This window comes from Sphingomonas profundi, from assembly GCF_009739515.1.
In the GTDB taxonomy this organism is placed as follows: domain Bacteria; phylum Pseudomonadota; class Alphaproteobacteria; order Sphingomonadales; family Sphingomonadaceae; genus Alterirhizorhabdus; species Alterirhizorhabdus profundi.
The window spans coordinates 1,084,612-1,105,624 of record NZ_CP046535.1; the positions used below are offsets into that span (position 1 = coordinate 1,084,612).

A 21,013-nucleotide genomic window follows, 5' to 3' on the forward strand; every position below is an offset into this window, starting at 1 on the left:
GCCTTGTCCGCCAGAGCGTTGGATAGAGGCGGCGACGCCCCGCAGCAATCACGAACGCGGCTGGCACGAACGCGGTTGGCACGAACGCGGCTGGCCGTGCGCCGCGACGATGGCTATCGAGGCGGCGGACCGGAGTCGCCGCCGGTCGCGTTCACAAGGAGGGCTCGCCGATGGCGGAACAGATCGTCGAGCGGTTCACGCCGCCGCCGCGCCAGGCGGACGATCCGCCGCCGCCGAGTTCCGCGCTCATCCCGAAGCGGCCGCTGATCCTGCGCGTCGGGCGCAAGCTGCAGCCGTGGGTCAACGACTTCATCGTCCGCCAGTCCAAGATCGGCAACGATCCGTTCCCGGACCAGCGCCACTTCCCGTGGATCAAGATGCTGGAGGCGAATGCCGACGTGATCCGCGCCGAGGCGAAGGCGGTGCTGGAGGATCTGAACGCGGTGCCATCGCTGGCCGAGGTCTCGCCCGATCACCGGCGGATCGCGCCGGCGGGCAAGTGGCGCTCCTACTTCCTCGTCGGCTACGGCTATCGCCACGAGGCCAATTGCGCCGCCTGTCCGCGCACGGCGGCGCTGGTGTCGAAGGTGCCGGGGCTGAATTCGGCCTTCTTCTCCATCCTGGTGCCGGGCACGCACCTGCCGCCGCACACCGGCGTCACCAAGGCGTTCCTCACCTCGCACCTGGGCATCCAGGTGCCGCGCGAGCGCGAGAAGTGCCGGATGCGGGTGGTGAACCGGGTGGTGAGCTGGGAGGAGAACCGCATCCTGCTATTCGACGACTGCTTCGACCATGAGGTGCTGAACGAAACGGACGAGACGCGGATCGTGCTGCTGGTGCAGGTGAAGCGGCCGGTGCGGCTGCTGGGCCGCATCATCGGCGGGCTGTTCCTGTGGGGCGTCAAGCATTCGCGCTTCGTGCAGGATGCCCGCAAGGGCGTGCAGAACTGGACGCCTGATCCCTGACGACTGGTCCCGCCCACGCCACCGTTTGCGCGATATCGCGCGGCCTTCGCCTTGACAGTCGCCTCTTGCGAAAACATATCCGGCGCGTCGCTGGCACTCTCGATCGGAGAGTGCTAAGCGGCTGATGGTTCATCGCGGCCGGCGGCATGATCGTCCCATCAGGGGCGGCGGCGCCGGGCGCACCCAGCAGGAGGCACCTGAATGAGTTTCCGTCCGTTGCACGATCGCGTGCTCGTTCGTCGCGTCGAAGCCGAAGAGAAGACGGCTGGCGGCATCATCATCCCCGATACGGCCAAGGAAAAGCCGCAGGAGGGCGAGGTCGTCGCCGCCGGCACCGGGCTGAAGTCCGACGATGGCAAGATCACCCCGCTGGACGTGAAGGCCGGCGACAAGATCCTGTTCGGCAAGTGGTCCGGCACCGAAGTGAAGATCAACGGTGAAGATCTGCTCATCATGAAGGAAAGCGACATCCTCGGGATCGTCGGCTGAACCTCTCCCCTCAATATCAGGTAAGGAAAACACATCATGGCAGCGAAAGACGTACGCTTTTCGCGTGACGCCCGTGAGCGCATCCTGCGCGGCGTCGACATCCTCGCCGACGCGGTGAAGGTCACGCTCGGGCCGAAGGGCCGCAACGTGGTCATCGACAAGTCGTTCGGCGCCCCGCGCATCACCAAGGACGGCGTCACCGTCGCCAAGGAGATCGAGCTGAAGGACAAGTTCGAGAACATGGGCGCGCAGATGCTGCGCGAAGTGGCCTCGAAGACCAACGACGTCGCCGGTGACGGCACCACCACCGCGACCGTGCTCGCCCAGGCGATCGTGCGCGAGGGCATGAAGTCGGTGGCCGCCGGCGTGAACCCGATGGATCTGAAGCGCGGCATCGACCTGGCGGTCGAGAAGGTCGTGGCAGACCTGAAGGCGCGTTCCAAGCCGGTCGCCGGCTCCAACGAGGTGGCGCAGGTCGGCATCATCTCGGCCAATGGCGACACCGTGGTCGGCGAGAAGATCGCCGAGGCGATGGACAAGGTCGGCAAGGAAGGCGTCATCACCGTCGAGGAGGCCAAGGGCCTCGACTTCGAGCTGGACGTCGTCGAGGGCATGCAGTTCGATCGCGGCTACCTCTCGCCCTACTTCATCACCAACCCGGAGAAGATGACGGTCGAGCTCAACGATCCGTACATCCTGATCCACGAGAAGAAGCTCTCGAACCTGCAGGCGATGCTGCCGATCCTGGAAGCCGTGGTGCAGAGCGGTCGCCCGCTCCTTATCATCGCCGAGGACATCGAGGGCGAGGCGCTGGCCACGCTCGTCGTGAACAAGCTGCGCGGTGGCCTGAAGGTCGCGGCCGTCAAGGCGCCGGGCTTCGGCGATCGCCGCAAGGCGATGCTGGAGGACATCGCGATCCTGACCAAGGGCGAGATGATCTCCGAGGATCTCGGCATCAAGCTCGAGAGCGTCACGGTGGCCATGCTCGGCACCGCCAAGCGCGTGCAGATCGACAAGGACAACACCACCATCGTCGATGGCGCGGGTGACGGCGAGGCGATCAAGGGCCGCGTCGAGGCGATCCGTCGCCAGATCGAGAACACCACCAGCGACTATGACAAGGAGAAGCTCCAGGAGCGTCTCGCCAAGCTGGCCGGCGGCGTCGCGGTCATCAAGGTCGGCGGTTCGACCGAGGTCGAGGTCAAGGAGCGCAAGGATCGCGTCGACGACGCTCTCCACGCGACCCGCGCGGCCGTGGAAGAGGGCATCGTGCCCGGCGGCGGCACCGCGCTGCTCTACGCCACCAAGGCCCTGGAAGGCCTGAAGGGCGCCAATGACGACCAGACCCGCGGCATCGACATCGTCCGCAAGGCGCTTTACGCGCCGGTCCGCCAGATCGCGCAGAATGCGGGGCATGACGGTGCGGTGATCTCGGGCAAGCTGCTCGAGGGCAACGATCCGACGCAGGGCTTCAACGCCCAGACCGAGGTGTACGAGAACCTGGTCGCGGCCGGCGTGATCGATCCGACCAAGGTCGTGCGCACGGCGCTGCAGGATGCGGCCTCGGTCGCCGGTCTCCTCATCACGACCGAAGCGGCCGTGTCCGAGGCGCCGGAGGACAAGGCTCCGGCCGGCGGCGGCATGCCCGGCGGCATGGGTGGCATGGGCGGCATGGGCGGCATGGACTTCTGATCCGCTGCGGGATCCCGGGTGCGGCGCCGCCGCATCCGGAGACCCGCCGGAATGCAGTCCGGCCTTCGGCCAAAAGAAAAGGGCCGGGGAGCGATCCCCGGCCCTTTTCTCGTTCAGGTTCGCCGCGCGCAGAGCGTGCCCTCGCGGCGCGTGGCCGGCATATCACATCGCATTGCCGCCGCTGGCGCTGCCGACGCCGTTGCTCTCGCTGTCCAGCGGCATGTCGCTGGGTGCGGCCAGGCTGTCGGACGGCACGTCCTCGATCGACAGATTGTCGGCCATCGCCGCCTCGTTGTGCGCGCCGCCGCCCGCCGCCTCGTCGCGGGCGCCACATCCGGCCACGAGGATCAGGGCCGCCGCTGCGGCGAGGATGGTCGGTCGGGTCATCGGGCTCTCCTGCGATCGCGTGGCCGCAGAGTAACCGAACCTGTTCAAACGAAAAGGGGCCGCGTCTCGCGACGCGACCCCTGCCGATCGACGATCCGTCCGGCGCGGGCTGGCCCGCGCCGAGGCGATCACATCGCGTTGTTGCCCGCGGCAGCCATCTCGCCACCGGCAACGCCGTTGTCGGCCATCGCGGCGTTGTCCAGCGCGGCGCCGGCGACGTCAGCGGCGTTCTCGGCCGTGGCGTTGATGTCGGCGACGGCGGCGTCGGCGGTCATGTTCGTGTCCGTCGCGTTCATCTCGGTGGACTCGGCGGCCGGCTTCTCGCTGCAGGCGGCGAGGTTGAGCGAGGCGGCGGCGATCAGCGACAGAGCGAAAATCTTCTTCATGGGTGATACCTTCCTAGCAGGGAAAACGATGGAGTACGTGGTACGCCGTTCATGCGCGATCGGGCGTGTTCCCCCCGAAACCAGCGGGCCGCCCTTAGCCAACATCCGAGTCGAGCGCAATGTCTCTTGTTTGAGTAGTCATTGCGGCGGGACGGCGTTCTGCGGCGCCGTCGCGGGGGTCGAAGGGGCGGGCGCGGCCTCCGCCGGCGTGCCCTGCCGGGCCTGCTCGGCCTTGATCTCCGCCACCGCGGCATCCAGCGACGCATCGCCGCCAGTGCTGCCGGCAGTGTCGCCTGTCGCGCCGCCGCCCGCATCGCCGCCAGCGGCATCGCCCGGGCCGGCCGGCGGGATCGCCGCCGCGTCGCCGTCCTGGTCCAGGATCGCCGCGCGCCGCCGCTGGAGGAAGGCCGACTTCGCCGTGGCGTAGGAATCGAGGCTGCTGTCGAGCAGCCCGTCCGCGCCGGACTCCGTCAGGTCGGCGCGGATGCTGATGATCTCGGTCGCCTGCGCGGCGATCTGCTGCGTGTTCGTGAGGCCGCACTTGCGCAGGCAGAGGCGATAGGGATCGCCGAACTGCGCCACGGCCGAGCCGATCCCGTCGCGCAGGGTGGACGGGCCGAGGATCGGCAGCACCAGATAGGGGCCGCCGTTCACGCCCCACCGCGCCAGCGTCTGGCCGAAATCCTCCGGCGCCGGCTTCAGCCCCATGCCGGTCGCGTGATCGGCGAGGCCGCCGACGCCGATCGTGGTGTTCACGACGAAGCGGCCAAGATTGGTGAAGGCGCGGTCGGGCTTGCCCTGCAGCATGTTGTTGATGAACGACCACGGCTCCGACAGGTTGTCCAGCAGGCGGGAGAGGCCGCGCCGCGCCGGCCGCGGCGTGACGGTGCGGTAGACGGTGGAGGCCGGCTTCAGTACCACCTTGTCGACGCCCTGGTTGAAGCCCCACACGGCGCGGTTGAGGCCCTGCAGCGGATCCCGCTCGGCCAGCCGGTCGGTGCCCGGCGTCGTGGCGCAGCCGGCGAGCAGAGCGAGGGTCGCGAGGGGCACGAAAACGCGCATGTGCGGTCCTGTGGATCGGGCTGATGGAGAATCCGGCGCGTGCCATAGCGCCTGCGGACTCACAAGCCGCTTGACGGATATAAAGATATCTTTATGTCTCTATCGGGCATGGAACGCACCCTCGACATCTTCCGCGCGCTGGCGGATCCCACCCGGGTGCGGATCGTCGCGCTGCTGCGGGCGATGGACCTGTCGGTTGGCGAACTCGCACAGGTGCTCGGGCAGAGCCAGCCGCGCGTATCCCGCCACGTGAAGATCCTCGCCGATGCCGGGCTGGCCGATCGCCGCAAGGAAGGCAGCTGGGTGTTCCTGGGCCTCGGCGATCCGCGCCGGGTGGGGCCGCTGCTGGCGGCGGTGGACGCGTGGGCGGCGGAGGATGGCGCCGATCGCGTGACCGAGGCGGACATCGCCCGGCTCGCCGCCGTGCGGGCGGACCGGGCGCGCGCGGCGGAGGAGTATTTCGAGGCGCATGCCGGCCAGTGGGACGCGATCCGGTCGCTGCACGTGGCGGAGAGCGAGGTGGAGGCGGCGATCGCCCGGCGGCTGGCGGGCGAGCCGCTGGGCCGCCTGGTGGACGTGGGTACCGGCACCGGCCGCATGATCGAGCTGTTCGGGGCGGAGGCGGCGAGCGCGATCGGCATCGATCGCAGCCCGGCCATGCTGCGCATCGCGCGATCGAAGCTGGACGCGGCGGGCCAGGCGGATCCCCGCATCGCCCGCGCCGAGCTGCGCCAGGGCGACATGTACGCGCTGCCGCTGGGGCCGCGATCGGCCGATCTGGTGATCCTGCACCAGGTGCTGCACTATGCCCAGCAGCCGGGCGCCGCGATCGGCGAGAGTGCGCGGCTGCTGGCGGCGGGCGGGCGGCTGCTGATCGTCGATTTCGCGGCCCACGATCACGAGCTGCTGCGCAGCCGCGACGCCCACGCCCGGCTGGGCTTCGACGACGAGCAGATCGCCGGCTGGTTCGCGGCGGCGGGCCTCGATTGCGCGCCGGCGGAGCAGCTCGCGGGGGACGGCCTGACGGTGAAACTGTGGCTCGGGCGGCGATCGCCCGAGGCGGCTATCAAGGGACTCGCGGCATGACGCTCTCGCTCACCCAGCTGGAAGAGGCGCGGCGCGCGCTGGACGCGCCGCTGTTCGCCGACCTTGCCGGCGACGCCGAAATATCCTTCGAGTTCTTCCCGCCCAAGACGGCGAAGATGGAGGAGACGCTGTGGAACGCGATCGCCACGCTGGCGCCGCTGGCGCCGCGCTTCGTCTCCGTCACCTACGGCGCCGGCGGCTCGACGCGGGAGCGGACCCACGCCACCGTCGCCCGCATCGCGCGCGAGACGGACATTCCGGCCGCCGCCCACCTGACCTGCGTCGGCGCGGGCAAGGACGAGATATTGGAGGTGGCGCGCGCCTATTGGGAGGCGGGCGTGCGCCACATCGTGGCGCTGCGCGGCGATCCGGCGGAGGCGGGCACGCCGTTCGAGGCCCATCCGGAGGGCTTCGCCAACGCCGCTGCGCTGGTGGCCGGGCTGAAGGCGGTGGCGCCGTTCGAGATCTCCGTGGCGGCCTATCCCGAAGGCCATCCGGATTCGGCGGACGACCAGGCCGACATCGATAATCTGAAAGCCAAGATCGATGCCGGCGCGCACCGCGCGATCAGCCAGTTCTTCTTCTCGCCCGAGGCGTTCTTCCGCTTCCGCGACCGGGCGGCGGCGGCCGGCATCGCGGCGGAGATCGTGCCGGGCATCCTGCCCGTCTCCAACGTGGCGCAGACGCGCAAGTTCGCCGGGCTGTGCGGCGCCGCCATCCCGCCGTGGATGGACCGGCTGTTCGAGGGGCTGGACGATCACCCCGCCGCCCGCCAGCTGGTGGCGGCAACGGTGGCGGGCGAGATGTGCCGCCGGCTCTACGCGGGCGGCGTGCGCCACTTCCACTTTTACACCCTGAACCGGGCGGAACTGGCCTATGCGATCTGCCACCTGCTGGGCCGGCGGCCGGCAGCGGCCGTGACTGCGGCGCGCGAAGTGGTGGCGGCGTGACCATGCAGACCGTCCCCGTTCATCCTGAGGAGGGACTGAGCCCCGGCGAAGGCCCGTCTCGAAGGACCCAGGCCGTGGCTGTCCTTCGAGACGCCGCTTCGACAGGCTCAGCGGCTCCTCAGGATGAGCGGTTGTCGCACAGAGTTCGCGTTTCGGAGATTTCGCTATGACCTCAGTCGCCGATCGCTTCCGCGCGGAGGCCGCCAAGCGCATCCTGGTGACGGACGGGGCGTTCGGCACCATGATCCAGACCTACCGGCTGGGCGAGGCCGAGTATCGCGGGCACATCGACACCGGGTTCGACCAGAAGGGCAATAACGACCTGCTCGTCATCACCCGGCCGCATGTGATCGCCGAGATCACCGAGGCCTACCTGGCGGCGGGATCTGACATCGTTTCCACCAACACGTTCAACGCCAACCGGGTGAGCCAGGCCGATTACGGCGCGGAGCACCTGGTGCGCGACCTGAATTTGGCCGCCGCCCAGATCGCCCGCGACGCCGCCGACACGGCCGAGGCGGCGGACGGCCGCCCGCGCTTCGTGGCCGGCGCGATCGGGCCGACCAACAAGACGCTCTCGCTCTCCCCCGACGTCAACGATCCCGGCTATCGCGCGATCGACTTCGACGAGCTGAAGGACGTCTATCGCGAGCAGATCGACGCGCTGCTGGACGGCGGCGTGGACTTCATCCTGATCGAGACGATCTTCGACACGCTGAACGCCAAGGCCGGCATCATGGCGGTGCTGGAGGCCGGCGAGGCGCGCGGGGCGGAGGTGCCGATGATGATCTCGATGACCGTCACCGACATGTCCGGCCGCAACCTCTCCGGCCATTCGGTCGAGGCGTTCTGGGCGGCGGTGCGCCATGCCCGGCCGATCACGGTGGGGCTGAACTGCTCGTTCGGGGCGCCGCAGCTGCGGCCGCACGTCGTGTCGCTGGCGGCGCTCGCCGACACGCTCGTCATGGTCTATCCGAACGCCGGCCTGCCGAACGATCTGGGCGCCTATGACGAGGAGCCGGCGACGACGGCGGCCTTCATCCGCGAGTGGGTGGACACCGGCCTCATCAACGTGATCGGCGGCTGCTGCGGCACCACCCCCGCGCACATCGCCGCGATGGCGCGGACGGTGCGCGGCCACGCGCCGCGCGTGCCGGCCGCCGCCCCGACGCGGACGATGCTGGCGGGGCTGGAGCCGATGATCCTGGCGGCGTGAACCGCGCCGTGCCGATGCCGTCATGCTGAACTTGTTTCAGCATCCATCTCTCCACCCGTGCCGCCGCTCTCGTGACGCGGTGGATCCTGAAACGAGTTCAGGATGACGAAGAAGGTACTCATGGCCACCGCACCGATCCTTCCGACCGACGACGGCACATCCGCCGCCTCGCGCGCCTCCTTCGTCAATATCGGCGAGCGGACGAACGTGACCGGATCGGCCATGTTCAAGAAGCTCATCATGGCGGGGGACTACACCAAAGCGGTGGAGGTGGCGCGCCAGCAGGTGGAGAACGGCGCCCAGATCGTCGACGTGAACATGGACGAGGGGCTGCTCGACGCCGAGTTCGCCATGACCACCTTCCTGAAGCTGATCGCCGCCGAGCCGGATATCGCGCGGGTGCCGATCATGGTCGATTCGTCCAAATGGTCGGTGATCGAGGCGGGGCTGAAATGCGTCTCCGGCAAGCCGATCGTCAATTCGATCAGCATGAAGGAGGGTGAGGACGCCTTCCTCGCCGTCGCCCGCAAGGTGCGCGCCTATGGCGCCGCCGTGGTGGTGATGGCGTTCGACGAGGTGGGGCAGGCGGACACCCGCGCCCGCAAGGTGGAGATCTGCGCCCGCGCCTACGACCTGCTCGTCGCCGACGGGTTCGAGCCGCAGGACATCATCTTCGATCCGAACATCTTCGCCGTGGCCACCGGCATCGACGAGCATCGCCGCTACGCGATCGACTTCATCGAGGCGTGCCGCGACATCCGCGTCCGGTGCCCGCGGGCGCATATCTCCGGCGGCGTATCGAACCTGTCGTTCAGCTTCCGCGGCAACGAGCCGGTGCGCCGCGCCATGCACAGCGTGTTCCTGTACCACGCGATCCAGGCCGGGCTGGACATGGGCATCGTCAACGCCGGCCAGCTCGACGTGTACGACGCGATCGATCCGGAGCTGCGCGAGGCGTGCGAGGACGTGATCTGGGACCGGCGGGAGGACGCGACCGACCGCCTGATCGCGCTGGCCGAGCGGTTTCGCGGCACCGATGCGGTGGCCGAGAAGCAGGCCGAGGAATGGCGCGGCTGGCCGGTGGTGAAGCGGCTGGAACATGCGCTGGTGAAGGGGCTGGACGCCTTCGTCGTCGAGGATACGGAGGAAGCGAGGGCGGGCTTCGCGCGGCCGATCGAGGTGATCGAGGGGCCGCTGATGGACGGCATGAACGTGGTCGGCGACCTGTTCGGATCGGGCAAGATGTTCCTGCCGCAGGTGGTGAAGTCGGCACGCGTGATGAAGAAAGCGGTGGCCCACCTGCTGCCCTATATCGAGGCCGAGAAGGTGGCCGGCACCCGCGCCAAGGGCCGCATCATCATGGCGACCGTGAAGGGCGACGTGCACGATATCGGCAAGAACATCGTCGGCGTCGTGCTCCAGTGCAACGGCTATGAAGTGATCGACCTTGGCGTGATGGTGCCGTGGACGACGATATTGGAGCAGGCGGCGGCGAACGACGCCGACATGATCGGCCTCAGCGGCCTCATCACCCCCTCGCTCGACGAGATGGTGACGGTGGCGGCCGAGATGAAGCGGCAGGGCATGACGATGCCGCTGCTGATCGGCGGCGCGACGACCTCCAAGGTGCACACCGCGCTGCGCATCGAGCCGGCCTATGACGGGCCGGTGGTGCATGTGCTGGATGCCAGCCGCGCGGTGGGCGTCGCCTCCACCCTGATGAGCGACACGCAGCGCGACGCCTTCGTCGAGAAGACGGCGGCCGACTATGAGGCGGTGCGCGTGGCGCGGGCCAACAAGGGGCAGAGCGATCTGGCGCCGCTGGCGGAGGCGCGGGCCAACGCGTTCGTGATCGACGAGGCGCTGAAGCCCGCCGCGCCGAAGCGGCCGGGCCGCCACGTATTCGACGGCTGGGATCTTGCCGACCTGCGCGAGACGATCGACTGGACGCCGTTCTTCCGCGCGTGGGAGCTGGCCGGCAATTATCCCGCGATCCTGGACGACGCGATCGTCGGCGAGAGCGCGCGCAGCCTGTTCGCCGACGCGCAGGCGATGCTGGACCAGATCATCGCCGAGAAGTGGCTGACGGCGAAGGGCGTCACTGGCCTGTGGCCGTGCCGGCGCGAGGGCGACGACATAGTCGTAAATTCCTCCCCGGAACGGGGAGGGGGACCGGCGCAGCCGGTGGAGGGGGGTGTCGGCGCCGCGCAACCTCTCGTTCAGTCCCAGGCCGTACCCCCCCTCCACCATCCTGCGGATGGTCTCCCTCCCCGTGCCGGGGAGGAGCTTGTGCGTCTCCCCATGCTGCGCCAGCAGATCCGCAAGCGGGAGGGGCGGGCGAACATGTGCCTGGCCGACTTCATCTCGCCCGAGGGTGACTGGATCGGCGGCTTCGCGGTGGGCATCCACGGCATCGACGCGCATATCGCCCGCTTCAAGGCGGATCATGACGATTATCGCGACATCCTGCTGAAGGCGCTGGCGGACCGTCTGGCGGAAGCCTTCGCCGAGAAGCTGCACGCCCACGTCCGCACCACATTGTGGGGCTATGCCGAGGGCGAGCAGCTGACCAACGAGGCGCTGATCCGCGAGCAGTATCGCGGCATCCGCCCCGCGCCCGGCTACCCGGCCTGCCCGGACCACAGCCTGAAGCCGATCCTGTTCGATCTGCTGAACGCCACCGAGGCGACCGGCATCACTCTGACGGAGAGCTACGCGATGCTGCCGACCGCCGCCGTCTCCGGCTTCTATTTCGGCCATCCGCAGGCGGAATATTTCGGCGTCGCGCGGGTGGGGCGCGACCAGCTGGAGGATTATGCGGCCCGCCGCGACGCCGATCTCGACGTGGCCGAGCGCTGGCTGCGGCCCAACCTGGACTGAGGGCCATGTTGCCGCGCGGGCCGTCGCGATCGATCCGGGTCAGTCCCCCGCCGTCACCACCTGCGGCAGGATCGCGTCGAGCAGGAGCATGCCGGCGTCGGTGACGCGGAGACGGCTGAGGTCCCGCGCGACGAGGCCGAGGTCGGCCAGCCGCCCGATCGCCGCCGCGTCCACCATCCGCTCGATCGGCAGGCCGACGCGGGAGGCGAGGCGAGCGAGATCGACGCCTTCCGTCAGCCGCAGGCCCATCAGCAGGGCCTCGGTCGCGCGCGCCGCGGGGCTGAGCGCGTCCTCCGTCATCAGGCCGTCGCCGCGCGCGGCGACGGCGGCCAGCCAGTTCTCGGGCTTGCGGTGACGCACCGTCGCGACGCCCAGCCGGCGGCCGTGGGCGCCGGGGCCGATGCCCAGATAGTCGCCGTAGCGCCAGTAGGTGAGGTTGTGGCGGCTCTCCTCGCCGGGGCGGGCGTGGTTCGATATCTCGTAGGCGGGCAGGCCGGCCTCAGCGGTGAGGGCGCGGGTCGCCTCGAACAGGTCGGCGCCGTGATCGGGATCGACCGGCGGCAGCCGGCCCTGCGCGGCGAGCGTGGCGAAGCGCGTGCCCGGCTCGATCGTGAGCTGGTAGAGCGAGAGGTGGCCGGTGCCGAGCGCCAGCGCGCGGGCGAGCATCCCCTGCCACGCCGCGACCGACTGGCCGGGCAGCGCGTAGATCAGATCGAAGTTCACACGGGCGAAACGCGCCTGCGCCGTATCGAGCGCGGCCAGCCCCTCCGCCACGCCGTGCGCGCGGCCGAGGAAACGCAGCGCCGCATCGTCCAGCGATTGCAGGCCGAGCGAGACGCGGTTGACGCCGGCCGCCGCGAGATCGGCGAAGCGCGCGGCCTCCACCGAGGAGGGGTTCGCTTCCAGCGTGATCTCGATATCGGGCCAGACGCGCCAGTGCCGCCCGGCGGCCGCGATCAGCGCCGCCACAGTGGGGGGCGGCATCAGCGAGGGCGTGCCGCCGCCGAAGAAGATCGAGGAGAGCGGCCGGCCGGCGGTGCGCGCCGCCTCGTGCGCCATGTCGGCCAGCAGCGCGTTGCGCCAGCGATCCTCGTCCACTTCGGCGCGGACATGGCTGTTGAAATCGCAGTACGGGCATTTCGAGACGCAGAACGGCCAGTGGATGTAGAGGGCGAGTGGATTGACGGCATGCTGCGCGACGCTCTCCCCGAGACCAGCAGACCTTTTCCCGAGACCAGCAGACCTTCCCCGAGCGAAGTCGAGGGGCCTTCGCTTGCCGTGGGCGCCCCTCGACTGCGCTCGGGGTAAGGACTGCGATCGGGGTAAGGACTGCGCTCGGGGTAAGGGCTGCGATCGGGAAAAGGGGGCGGCATGGTGGTCAGAATATCGCCGTCACCAGCTTGGCGAAGGCGTCGGCGCGGTGGCTCATCGCGTGCTTGGCGGCGGGGTCCATCTGGCCGAACGTCTCGTCATGGCCGTTCGGGCGAAACATCGGATCGTAGCCGAAGCCGCTCTGCCCGCGCGGTGGCCAGACGAGGGTGCCGTCCACCCGGCCCTCGAACGTCTCGATATGCCCGTCCGGCCAGCAGAGCGAGAGCGCGCAGACGAAGTGCGCGTCGCGACCGGATTCCGGATCCGTCTCGCGCAGGCGATCCTCGACGCGCCGCATGGCGAGATCGAAGTCGCGCGCCTCGCCCGCCTCCTGCGGGCTTCCATCGGCGCCATGTGCCGCCGGAGCCTTGTCGCCCGGTATCGCCCAGCGGGCCGAGAAGATGCCGGGATCGCCGCCCAGCGCCTCCACGCACAGGCCGCTGTCGTCGGCGAGCGCGGGCAGGCCGGAGAGATCGGCGGCGGCGCGCGCCTTCAGCTCCGCATTGGCGGCGAAGGTGGTGCCCGTCTCCTCGGGCTCCGGCAGGTCGAGCGCGGCGGCGGACACCGGCTCGATCCCGTAGGGGGCGAGCAGGGCGCGGATCTCCCGCACCTTGCCCTCATTGTGGCTGGCGATCACCAGCCGCCCCGGCAGGAGCTTCCGGTGGATCGGCGTCACCGCCCGGTGGCCCGGCGCTGGGCGGCGAAGATCTCGGTACAGCCGATGCGGGCGAGGCGCAGCAGGCGGAGCAGCGCCTCCTCGTCATAGGTCGCGCCCTCGGCGGTGGCCTGCACCTCGGCGATCTTGCCATCGCCCATCAGCACGAAATTGCCGTCGGCATGGGCTGCCGAGTCCTCGATATAGTCGAGGTCGAGCACCGGCGTGCCCTCGTATATGCCGCAGGAGATAGCGGCCACCTGGGTGGTGATCGGATCGACCGACAGGGCGCCGCTGGCGAGCAGCCCGTCCACCGCCAGCCGCAGCGCCACCCAGCCGCCGGAGATGGCGGCGGTGCGGGTGCCCCCGTCCGCCTGCAGCACGTCGCAGTCGATCGTGATCTGGCGCTCGCCGAGCAGGGCCATGTCCATCACGCTGCGCAGGGAGCGGCCGATCAGCCGCTGGATCTCCTGCGTGCGGCCGGATTGCTTGCCCTTGGCCGCCTCCCGCGAGCCGCGCGTGTGGGTGGCGCGGGGCAGCATGCCATATTCCGCCGTCACCCAGCCCTTGCCCTTGCCGCGCAGGAACGGCGGCACCCGCTCCTCCAGGCTGGCGGTGACGAGCACGCGGGTATCGCCGAAGCCGACGAGGCACGATCCCTCGGCATGCCTGGTGAAGCCGGTTTCCATCGTGATCGCCCGCATCTGATCGGGGGCGCGGCCGGAGGGGCGCATGGCATTCCTTTCAATTGATCGCGGCGCTTTAGCCGCGCGGGCGCGACGGGGCCAGCCCGGCCTGACGCCATCCCGAACTTGATCCGGGATCCATCCGAAACATCGCGGCATGACGCCGCGTCGCGTCGAGGTTGAGGCAGAGCGCGGACGGGCCTACATCCAGCAGATGAGCCTGCCCCTCACCCCCGGCGCGCCGATCGTGGAACTGTCGTCCCGCGCGCGGGACGTGTTCCGACTGGTGGTGGAGAGCTATCTCGGTTCCGGCCAGCCGGTCGGCTCGCGCACGATCGCGCAGCTGGGGCTGAACCTGTCCTCCGCCTCGATCCGCAACGTGATGCAGGATCTGGAGGAGCGCGGCCTGCTCGCCAGCCCGCACACCTCCGCCGGGCGGCTGCCGACCGAGACGGGGCTGCGGCTGTTCGTCGACGGGATGATGCAGGCGGCCGCGCCTTCGGCCGAGGAGCGGGCGGCGATCGAGGCGCGGGTCTCCGCCGGCGGGCCGATTGAGGAGGCGCTGGCGGCGACCTCGGCCGCGCTCTCCGGCCTGTCGGCCTGCGCCGGCATCGTGCTGGTGCCGCGGCGGGAGCCGGTGCTGCGCCAGTTCGGCTTCGTGCCGCTGTCGCGCGGGCAGGCGCTGGCGGTGCTGGTGGGCAGCGACGGCACGGTGGAGAACCGGGTGGTGGATCTGCCTGCCGGCCTGCCCCCCTCGGCGCTGGTAGAGGCCGGCAACTACATCAGCGAGCGGCTCTCCGGCCTTACCCTGCGCGAGGCGGAGGCGCGGCTGCGCGCCGAGATCGGCGAGGGGCAGGCGGCTCTGGACATGGCCGCGCGGGAGCTGATCGCGCGCGGGCTGGCGGTATGGTCGCAGGATACCGACGCGCGGCCGGTGCTGATCGTGCGCGGCGCCGCCAACCTGATCGATCCGACCGCCGTGGCCGATCTGGAGCGCGTGCGCCTGCTGCTGGACGAGATAGAGGGCAAGCAGGAGATCGCCCGGCTGCTGGACAGCGCGCGGATGGGCGCCGGCATGAAGATCTTCATCGGTTCGGAGAACAAGCTGTTCTCGCTCTCCGGCTCGTCGGTGATCGCGGCGCCCTATCGCGGCGGCGACGGCCGCGTGGTCGGCGTGGTGGGGGTGATCGGGCCGACGCGGTTGAACTATGCGCGCGTCGTGCCCATGGTGGATTTCACCGCACAGGCACTATCGAGATTGATGGCATGAACGACGACAATATGACCAACGACAACCAGGCCGGCGAGGATGTTCGCGACGAGGCGACCGCCGAGGAGAACCCGTTCGCCCGGCTGGAGGGCGAGCTGGAGCGGCTGAAGAACGAGGTGCTCTACGCGCAGGCCGAGACGCAGAATGTGCGCCGCCGGCTGGAGAAGGAGAAGCAGGACGCGCAGGCCTATGCCGCCACCGGCTTCGCCCGCGACCTGCTCTCCGTCGCCGACAACATGGCGCGCGCGCTGGCGGCGATCCCGGCCGAGCTGCGCTCCGACGAGAAGCTGAAGCCGCTCGTCACCGGCATCGAGATGACCGGCAAGGAGCTGGACACCGTGCTCCAGCGCAACGGCGTGACCAAGATCGAGGCGATGGGCGCCAAGCTGGACCCCAACCGCCATCAGGCGATCATGGAGGTGGAGCATGAGAGTGCCGAGCCCGGCACCGTGGTGCACGAGATGCAGTCCGGCTACATGATCAAGGATCGGCTGCTGCGGCCGGCGATGGTGGGCGTGGCCAAGGCGGGCGCCGCGACGCCGAAGGTGGACGCGCAGGCCTGACCGTGGCACCGATGCGGCGTCGCCGCTGAGGCGGCGCCGGCGCACAGGAGATGCCGTCCGTGATGGGCGCAGTGGAGATCCGATCGGGCAGCGGCCACGTGCTCGTCGGCCCGCCCGGCCTGTTCCCCGGCGTGCTGCGCGCCCACCGCAGGCGCTATGCCGCGATGCAGGCGCTGTTCGCCGATCCCCGCGCTGTCACGAAGCTGCGCTGGTACTGGCCCCGGCTGGGCCTGGGCGGGGAGCCGCGCGTCGCCTCCGACACCGAACTGCGGCACGCGTTCGAGCAGGCGCTCGCCCACAACCGGCTCGTCGCGCTCTATGTGCCGCACGCGGCGACGGCGGCGCTGCCGGCGACGCTGACGACGGCGCGGGTGGCGCCGCGTCCGCCGGGCGCGGGCGCGCGCGGGCCGGTTTCCGGCTGGAGCCGGGCCGAGCGGATCGAGGAGGCGCTGCGCCGCTCCGCCGCGCATGTCGGGCCGGAGCTGCGGGCGCTGCTGGACCAGCTGCTCTCGGCGCGGACGGTGGCGCTGATGGTCGCCTTCTGCGTGGCCATCGTGCTGGCGCAGCTGGGCGGCGTATCGGCGGCGGCGATCGATGCCGCGCTGCTGGCGATCGCCTATGCGTGTGCCGGCTTCGCGGGCATCCAGGCGGTGTACGAGTTCATCGCCGCCGCGGTCGCCGCGGCCGAAGCGCGCGACGAGGCCGCGCTGGACGCGGCGGCGAAGCGCTTCGCCCATGCCTTCGTGAAGCTGGGTGAGGCCTTTCTCGCCTGGCTGCTCGCCCGCCTGCAGGCGAAGAAGATCGGCGGGCAGCGGACGGCGGATGGCGGCGGCTCCGGTGGACCGAGCGCGGCGGGCGAACGTCCGGCGAATGCGATGGTCGGCCGCCGCTCTCCCGGGCTGGAGAACAGCAGCCGCCAGCTGAAATTTCCCGAAGGCGTGCCGCGCAACGCGCGCGGTTATGTGAACGGCCGCGAGTTCAGCGGGCACGCGTTCGATCGGATGCAGGAGCGGGGATTGGTGCCGAGCGCAATAGAGGACGCCATCCGGCATGGCGTTCCGACGCCGTCAGGCCCGAACGCCACGGTCTATCACAGCGCCGCAAATGGCGTGACGGCGATCGTCGACAATGTCACCGGCCGGGTCATCACGGTCTATTAGGAGCAGCGTATGTCGCTCGATCGCCTTCGCCAGCTGTGCGCCGAACACTGGAACCCGATCGGCGTGCCGATGGCGGGATCGCCGGAGGCTGCCGGCCTGCCGTTTCCGCCGCTGCCCAGCGACGAATATGACACCTATCTGCGGCGTGTAGAGCAGATGCTGGACGTGAACTATTCGGCCGAGGAGATCAGCCGCTATCTGGCTAAGGTCGAGAGCGAGTATCTGGGCCTCAGCGCGCCGTGCGGCGATCGGGATGCCTTCGTCGCCGCCGCCATGGCGAACGGCGGATAATCTACTCCGCCGGCGCCGCATCCCCCGCGCCGATGGTCTTCGCCTCGGCCGCCGTCACCTTGCCGCTGGCGAAGCGGAAGCGCAGCGGCAGGGCGGCGCCGGGCTTCAGCGCCGGATCGACGCCGAACAGCATCGCATGCTTGCCGCCCGGCTGGAACAGCGCCGATCCGCCGACCGGCACGTCCACGCCGGCGAGCGGCCGCATCCCGCTCATGCCGTGCATGCCGCCGCCCATGCTCTCGTGCAGCTCGATGCGCTGCACCCTGGCGCTCTCGATCGCGACCAGCCGCTCCGGCGCGGCGGCGCCGGTGAGGGTGAAGTAGAGTGCGGCCGGCCGGCCCGGCACCGGCGAGAGGCGAGCCCAGGCATATTTCACCGCCACGACATCCGGCGCGGCCGGCTGGCAGGCGGCCGCGCCAAGGCACAGCAGGGCGGCGAGGATCGGCAGGCGCATCGGCGGTGTTCCATTGCGGAAAAGTGGCGCTGCCATAAGCCGCCGCCGTGTCTTGCGGCAAGCGAAAGCACCCCTATATCGCCCCCGTAACCGTCGCTTCGGCACCTTCGCTTCTCTGGCAAGGGGGGTGGCCGGCGGCATTGGACTTGGGGGATCGAGAGGTCAAATCATGGCAAAAGTAATCGGTATCGATCTGGGCACCACCAACAGCTGCGTCGCCGTGATGGAAGGCGGCAAGCCGAAGGTGATCGAGAATAGCGAAGGCGCGCGCACCACGCCCTCGATCGTCGCGTTCGCCAAGGATGGCGAGCGGCTGATCGGGCAGCCGGCCAAGCGCCAGGCGGTGACGAACCCGGACAGCACCATCTACGCGGTGAAGCGCCTGATCGGCCGCCGCTTCGACGACCCGGTGACGAAGAAGGACACCGAGCTGGTGTCGTACACCATCGTCAAGGGCGCCAACGGCGATGCGTGGGTGAAGGCCGGCGGCGAGGATTACTCGCCCTCGCAGATTTCCGCCTTCACCTTGCAGAAGATGAAGGAAACCGCCGAGTCGTATCTCGGCGAGACGGTGACGCAGGCGGTCATCACGGTGCCGGCCTATTTTAATGACGCCCAGCGGCAGGCGACCAAGGATGCCGGCCGCATCGCCGGGCTTGAGGTGCTGCGCATCATCAACGAGCCGACGGCGGCGGCGCTGGCCTACGGCCTGGAGAAGCAGGACGGCAAGACTATCGCCGTCTACGATCTGGGCGGCGGCACGTTCGACGTCTCCATCCTGGAGATCGGCGACGGCGTGTTCGAGGTGAAGGCGACCAACGGCGACACCTTCCTGGGCGGCGAGGATTTCGACGCCAAGGTGGTCGAGTATCTCGCGTCGGAGTTCCAGAAGGCCGAGGGCATCGACCTGAAGAAGGATCGCCTCGCCTTGCAGCGGCTGAAGGAAGCCGCCGAGAAGGCGAAGATCGAGCTTTCCTCCGCCCAGTCGACCGAGGTCAACCTGCCGTTCATCACGGCCGACGCGACCGGGCCGAAGCATCTCGTCAAGACGATCACCCGATCCGATCTGGAGCGGCTGGTGGACGACCTGATCAAGCGCACGCAGGAGCCGATGCGCAAGGCGCTGGCCGATGCCGGCGTGAAGGCGGCCGACATCTCTGAGGTGGTGCTGGTGGGCGGCATGACGCGCATGCCCAAGGTGCGCGAGGCGGTGAAGGCCTTCTTCGGCAAGGAGCCGCACACCGGCGTCAACCCGGACGAAGTGGTCGCGATGGGCGCCGCCATCCAGGCGGGCGTGCTGCAGGGCGACGTGAAGGACGTGCTGCTGCTGGACGTGACGCCGCTGTCGCTGGGCATCGAGACGCTGGGTGGCGTGTTCACCCGCATGATCGATCGCAACACGACGATCCCGACCAAGAAGTCGCAGACCTACTCCACGGCGGACGACAATCAGGGCGCCGTCACCATCCGCGTGTTCCAGGGCGAGCGCGAGATGGCGGCGGACAACAAGATGCTGGGCCAGTTCGATCTCGTCGGCATCCCGCCGGCGCCGCGCGGCGTGCCGCAGATCGAGGTGACGTTCGACATCGACGCGAACGGCATCGTCCACGTCACCGCCAAGGACAAGGGCACCGGCAAGGAGCAGCAGATCAAGATCCAGGCTTCGGGCGGTCTCAGCGACGCCGATGTCGACCAGATGGTCCGCGATGCCGAGAAGTTCGCCGAGGAGGACAAGAAGCGCCGTGCGGCGGCCGAGGCGAAGAACAATGCCGAGAGCCTGATCCACACGACCGAGCAGCAGCTGCGCGAGCATGGCGACAAGATCGACGCCGCGCTGAAGTCCGAGATCGAGGCGGCGGTGGCCGAGGCGCGGACGGCGGTCGAGGGTGGCGAGCCCGAGGCGATGACCGAGAAGGCGCAGGCGCTGGCGCAGGTGTCGATGAAGCTCGGCCAGGCGATCTACGAGAAGGAGCAGGCGGCGGCCGCTTCGCCGGGTGCGGAGACGGGTGCGGCGCAGGCCGACGACGGTGTGGTCGATGCCGAATTCTCGGAAGTCGACGAGGATCGGAAGGCGTAAAGGCTTGAAGCCCTCTCTCGTTTTCGGGAGAGGGCTGGGAGAGGGCGCGTCTCGTTCCCTCTCCCCCCATCGCTTGGCGACGGGCCCCTCCCTCTCCCGTGAAGGGAGAGGGGTAATGGGATGGAAAGATGGCTGACACCGAATATTACGAGCTGCTCGAAGTCGAGCGCACGGCGGACGACAAGACGATCAAGTCGTCCTATCGCCGTCTCGCGATGATCTGCCACCCGGATCGCAATCCGGGCTGCAAGGACAGCGAGGCGAAGTTCAAGGCGATCAGCGAGGCCTATGACTGCCTGAAGGATCCGCAGAAGCGCGCGGCCTATGATCGCTTCGGCAAGGCCGCCTTCCAGAATGGCGGCATGGGTGGTGGACGCGGCGGCCCGCAGGACATGGGCGGCTTCTCCGACATATTCGAGAATATCTTCGGCGAGTTCATGGGCGGCCAGCGGGGCGGCCGGGCAGGGCCGGCGCGCGGTGCCGACCTGCGCTACGACATGGAGATCACGCTGGAGGACGCCTTCCACGGCAAGGCGACGCAGATCACCGTCGACGTCGCGGCGCCGTGCGACACGTGCGACGGCACCGGATCGCGCGGCGGCACCGGCGCCAAGACCTGCAAGACGTGCGCCGGCCACGGCAAGGTGCGGGCGCAGCAGGGCTTCTTCGTCGTCGAGCGGACGTGCCCGACGTGCCACGGCGCGGGGCAGATGATCGTCGATCCGTGCCAGGCCTGCCACGGCGAGGGCCGGGTGGACAAGGCCAAGACGCTGTCGGTGAACATCCCCGCCGGCGTCGACGAGGGCACCCGCATCCGCCTGACCGGCGAGGGCGAGGCGGGTGCGCGCGGCGCGCCGGCCGGCGACCTCTACATCTTCATCCACGTGGTGCGGCACGCCCTGTTCGAGCGCGAGGGGACGACCCTGTTCGCGCGCTGCCCCGTCTCGTTCACCACGGCGGCGCTTGGCGGGATCATCGAGGTGCCGGGGCTGGACGGCCAGCGGCACGAGATCCGCATCCCGGCCGGCATCCAGTCCGGCAAGCAGCTGCGCCAGCGCGGGGCCGGCATGCCGGTGCTGAACACGCGCGGCGCCGGCGACATGGTGGTGCAGATCGACGTCGAGACGCCGACCCGCCTCTCGACCCGCCAGAAGGAGCTGCTGGAGGAGTTTCGCGCGACCGAGACGGGTGCCGAGTGCCCGCAATCGGAAGGCTTCTTCTCGCGCATCAAGGGCATGTTCGCGGCGGATTGAAGCGGGCGCCTGGGGCGTATCGACATTGAGCGAACCAGTTGATTTGCTCGCATTTACCCACACCGCTCATCCTGAGGAGCCATCGAGCCTGTCGAAATGGCGACTCGAAGGACATGGACG

The 21,013-nt window shown here is 69.5% G+C and carries 20 protein-coding genes; 13 read left to right on the top strand and 7 right to left on the bottom strand.

The genetic code is table 11. The features are described from left to right. The first annotated feature begins 170 nt into the window (after window positions 1-170). The 3 genes from GNT64_RS05085 (at window position 171) to groL (ending at window position 3,146) form a co-directional block, all read left to right on the top strand. Complete coding sequence (locus GNT64_RS05085; RefSeq protein ID WP_156678522.1) at window positions 171-965, top strand: aspartyl/asparaginyl beta-hydroxylase domain-containing protein; 795 nt, start codon at window positions 171-173, stop codon at window positions 963-965. A gap of 201 nt (window positions 966-1,166) precedes the next feature. Continuing rightward, the gene (groES, locus tag GNT64_RS05090) at window positions 1,167-1,454 is read left to right on the top strand and encodes a co-chaperone GroES (protein ID WP_156678523.1); all 288 of its coding nucleotides are present in this window, start codon (window positions 1,167-1,169) and stop codon (window positions 1,452-1,454) included. 36 nt (window positions 1,455-1,490) lie between these two features. Next, window positions 1,491-3,146 (top strand): chaperonin GroEL, encoded by a 1,656-nt coding sequence (gene groL, locus GNT64_RS05095; protein ID WP_156678524.1) that lies wholly within the window; start codon window positions 1,491-1,493, stop codon window positions 3,144-3,146. Window positions 3,147-3,308: 162 nt separating this feature from the next. Here the strand turns inward: groL and GNT64_RS05100 are convergent, their stop codons facing one another. The 3 genes from GNT64_RS05100 to GNT64_RS05110 all read right to left on the bottom strand — a co-directional run bounded on the left by GNT64_RS05100 (window position 3,309) and on the right by GNT64_RS05110 (window position 4,981). Then, window positions 3,309-3,533, bottom strand: coding sequence for a hypothetical protein (locus GNT64_RS05100; protein WP_156678525.1), 225 nt, complete (start codon window positions 3,531-3,533; stop codon window positions 3,309-3,311). A gap of 128 nt (window positions 3,534-3,661) precedes the next feature. Next, window positions 3,662-3,919 carry a hypothetical protein gene (locus tag GNT64_RS05105; RefSeq protein ID WP_156678526.1) on the bottom strand — a complete coding sequence of 86 codons (258 nt, stop codon included), beginning with the start codon at window positions 3,917-3,919 and terminating at the stop codon, window positions 3,662-3,664. 138 nt (window positions 3,920-4,057) lie between these two features. Further along, entirely contained in the window at window positions 4,058-4,981 is a 924-nt protein-coding gene (locus tag GNT64_RS05110; RefSeq protein WP_156678527.1) for an MlaA family lipoprotein, read from the bottom strand. Window positions 4,982-5,089: 108 nt separating this feature from the next. On the opposite strand from GNT64_RS05110, the gene GNT64_RS05115 reads away from it, so the two are divergent. From GNT64_RS05115 to metH, 4 genes are all read left to right on the top strand, one after another. After that, the gene (locus GNT64_RS05115; protein WP_156678528.1) at window positions 5,090-6,067 is read left to right on the top strand and encodes an ArsR/SmtB family transcription factor; all 978 of its coding nucleotides are present in this window, start codon (window positions 5,090-5,092) and stop codon (window positions 6,065-6,067) included. Then, window positions 6,064-7,017 carry a methylenetetrahydrofolate reductase [NAD(P)H] gene (metF, locus tag GNT64_RS05120; RefSeq protein ID WP_156678529.1) on the top strand — a complete coding sequence of 318 codons (954 nt, stop codon included), beginning with the start codon at window positions 6,064-6,066 and terminating at the stop codon, window positions 7,015-7,017. The genes GNT64_RS05115 and metF overlap by 4 nt, the downstream gene beginning before the upstream one ends. 166 nt (window positions 7,018-7,183) lie before the next feature. Next, on the top strand, window positions 7,184-8,233 hold the full coding sequence (locus tag GNT64_RS05125) for a homocysteine S-methyltransferase family protein (RefSeq protein ID WP_156678530.1): 1,050 nt from the start codon (window positions 7,184-7,186) through the stop codon (window positions 8,231-8,233). A 120-nt stretch (window positions 8,234-8,353) separates the two neighbouring features. After that, on the top strand, window positions 8,354-11,113 hold the full coding sequence (gene metH / locus GNT64_RS05130; RefSeq protein ID WP_156681439.1) for a methionine synthase: 2,760 nt from the start codon (window positions 8,354-8,356) through the stop codon (window positions 11,111-11,113). A 39-nt stretch (window positions 11,114-11,152) separates the two neighbouring features. On the opposite strand, the gene hemW is transcribed toward metH, so the two are convergent. From hemW to rph, 3 genes are all read right to left on the bottom strand, one after another. After that, window positions 11,153-12,277, bottom strand: a complete 1,125-nt coding sequence (hemW, locus tag GNT64_RS05135) for a radical SAM family heme chaperone HemW (protein WP_156678531.1) — start codon at window positions 12,275-12,277, stop codon at window positions 11,153-11,155. A gap of 214 nt (window positions 12,278-12,491) precedes the next feature. Next, window positions 12,492-13,160: an RdgB/HAM1 family non-canonical purine NTP pyrophosphatase gene (gene rdgB / locus GNT64_RS05140; protein ID WP_156678532.1), complete on the bottom strand. Its 669-nt coding sequence runs from the start codon at window positions 13,158-13,160 to the stop codon at window positions 12,492-12,494. Then, window positions 13,157-13,873: a ribonuclease PH gene (gene rph / locus GNT64_RS05145; protein WP_156678533.1), complete on the bottom strand. Its 717-nt coding sequence runs from the start codon at window positions 13,871-13,873 to the stop codon at window positions 13,157-13,159. The genes rdgB and rph overlap by 4 nt, the downstream gene beginning before the upstream one ends. A gap of 166 nt (window positions 13,874-14,039) precedes the next feature. On the opposite strand from rph, the gene hrcA reads away from it, so the two are divergent. Genes hrcA through GNT64_RS05165 form a run of 4 tightly spaced genes read left to right on the top strand, consistent with a single transcriptional unit; the run spans window position 14,040 to window position 17,109 of the window. Continuing rightward, window positions 14,040-15,095, top strand: a complete 1,056-nt coding sequence (gene hrcA, locus GNT64_RS05150; RefSeq protein WP_156681440.1) for a heat-inducible transcriptional repressor HrcA — start codon at window positions 14,040-14,042, stop codon at window positions 15,093-15,095. After that, entirely contained in the window at window positions 15,092-15,658 is a 567-nt protein-coding gene (gene grpE, locus GNT64_RS05155; protein ID WP_156678534.1) for a nucleotide exchange factor GrpE, read from the top strand. The genes hrcA and grpE overlap by 4 nt, the downstream gene beginning before the upstream one ends. A 59-nt stretch (window positions 15,659-15,717) precedes the next feature. Continuing rightward, window positions 15,718-16,818 (top strand): DUF4258 domain-containing protein, encoded by a 1,101-nt coding sequence (locus tag GNT64_RS05160; RefSeq protein ID WP_231639282.1) that lies wholly within the window; start codon window positions 15,718-15,720, stop codon window positions 16,816-16,818. A 9-nt stretch (window positions 16,819-16,827) separates the two neighbouring features. Then, a complete protein-coding gene (locus GNT64_RS05165) occupies window positions 16,828-17,109 on the top strand; it encodes a hypothetical protein (RefSeq protein ID WP_156678536.1) in 282 nt (93 codons plus the stop codon). A 1-nt stretch (window position 17,110) separates the two neighbouring features. On the opposite strand, the gene GNT64_RS05170 is transcribed toward GNT64_RS05165, so the two are convergent. Continuing rightward, the gene (locus tag GNT64_RS05170; RefSeq protein ID WP_156678537.1) at window positions 17,111-17,563 is read right to left on the bottom strand and encodes a copper chaperone PCu(A)C; all 453 of its coding nucleotides are present in this window, start codon (window positions 17,561-17,563) and stop codon (window positions 17,111-17,113) included. Between the two features lie 169 nt (window positions 17,564-17,732). Between GNT64_RS05170 and dnaK the strand changes: the two genes are divergently transcribed. Further along, on the top strand, window positions 17,733-19,640 hold the full coding sequence (gene dnaK, locus GNT64_RS05175; protein ID WP_156678538.1) for a molecular chaperone DnaK: 1,908 nt from the start codon (window positions 17,733-17,735) through the stop codon (window positions 19,638-19,640). Between the two features lie 128 nt (window positions 19,641-19,768). Continuing rightward, window positions 19,769-20,893, top strand: coding sequence for a molecular chaperone DnaJ (gene dnaJ / locus GNT64_RS05180; RefSeq protein WP_156678539.1), 1,125 nt, complete (start codon window positions 19,769-19,771; stop codon window positions 20,891-20,893). The last annotated feature ends 120 nt before the right edge of the window (window positions 20,894-21,013 follow it).

Excerpts from the sequence above, each read along its gene's own strand:
- dnaJ (WP_156678539.1), top strand. The coding sequence starts at position 19,769 with ATGGCTGACACCGAATATTACGAGCTGCTCGAAGTCGAGCGCACGGCG.
- metF (WP_156678529.1), top strand. The coding sequence starts at position 6,064 with ATGACGCTCTCGCTCACCCAGCTGGAAGAGGCGCGGCGCGCGCTGGAC.
- GNT64_RS05105 (WP_156678526.1), bottom strand. The coding sequence starts at position 3,919 with ATGAAGAAGATTTTCGCTCTGTCGCTGATCGCCGCCGCCTCGCTCAAC.
- GNT64_RS05125 (WP_156678530.1), top strand. The coding sequence starts at position 7,184 with ATGACCTCAGTCGCCGATCGCTTCCGCGCGGAGGCCGCCAAGCGCATC.
- GNT64_RS05165 (WP_156678536.1), top strand. The coding sequence starts at position 16,828 with ATGTCGCTCGATCGCCTTCGCCAGCTGTGCGCCGAACACTGGAACCCG.
- GNT64_RS05100 (WP_156678525.1), bottom strand. The coding sequence starts at position 3,533 with ATGACCCGACCGACCATCCTCGCCGCAGCGGCGGCCCTGATCCTCGTG.
- GNT64_RS05085 (WP_156678522.1), top strand. The coding sequence starts at position 171 with ATGGCGGAACAGATCGTCGAGCGGTTCACGCCGCCGCCGCGCCAGGCG.
- rph (WP_156678533.1), bottom strand. The coding sequence starts at position 13,873 with ATGCGCCCCTCCGGCCGCGCCCCCGATCAGATGCGGGCGATCACGATG.
- dnaK (WP_156678538.1), top strand. The coding sequence starts at position 17,733 with ATGGCAAAAGTAATCGGTATCGATCTGGGCACCACCAACAGCTGCGTC.
- GNT64_RS05115 (WP_156678528.1), top strand. The coding sequence starts at position 5,090 with ATGGAACGCACCCTCGACATCTTCCGCGCGCTGGCGGATCCCACCCGG.
- GNT64_RS05170 (WP_156678537.1), bottom strand. The coding sequence starts at position 17,563 with ATGCGCCTGCCGATCCTCGCCGCCCTGCTGTGCCTTGGCGCGGCCGCC.
- metH (WP_156681439.1), top strand. The coding sequence starts at position 8,354 with ATGGCCACCGCACCGATCCTTCCGACCGACGACGGCACATCCGCCGCC.
- groES (WP_156678523.1), top strand. The coding sequence starts at position 1,167 with ATGAGTTTCCGTCCGTTGCACGATCGCGTGCTCGTTCGTCGCGTCGAA.
- groL (WP_156678524.1), top strand. The coding sequence starts at position 1,491 with ATGGCAGCGAAAGACGTACGCTTTTCGCGTGACGCCCGTGAGCGCATC.
- GNT64_RS05110 (WP_156678527.1), bottom strand. The coding sequence starts at position 4,981 with ATGCGCGTTTTCGTGCCCCTCGCGACCCTCGCTCTGCTCGCCGGCTGC.
- grpE (WP_156678534.1), top strand. The coding sequence starts at position 15,092 with ATGAACGACGACAATATGACCAACGACAACCAGGCCGGCGAGGATGTT.
- hrcA (WP_156681440.1), top strand. The coding sequence starts at position 14,040 with ATGAGCCTGCCCCTCACCCCCGGCGCGCCGATCGTGGAACTGTCGTCC.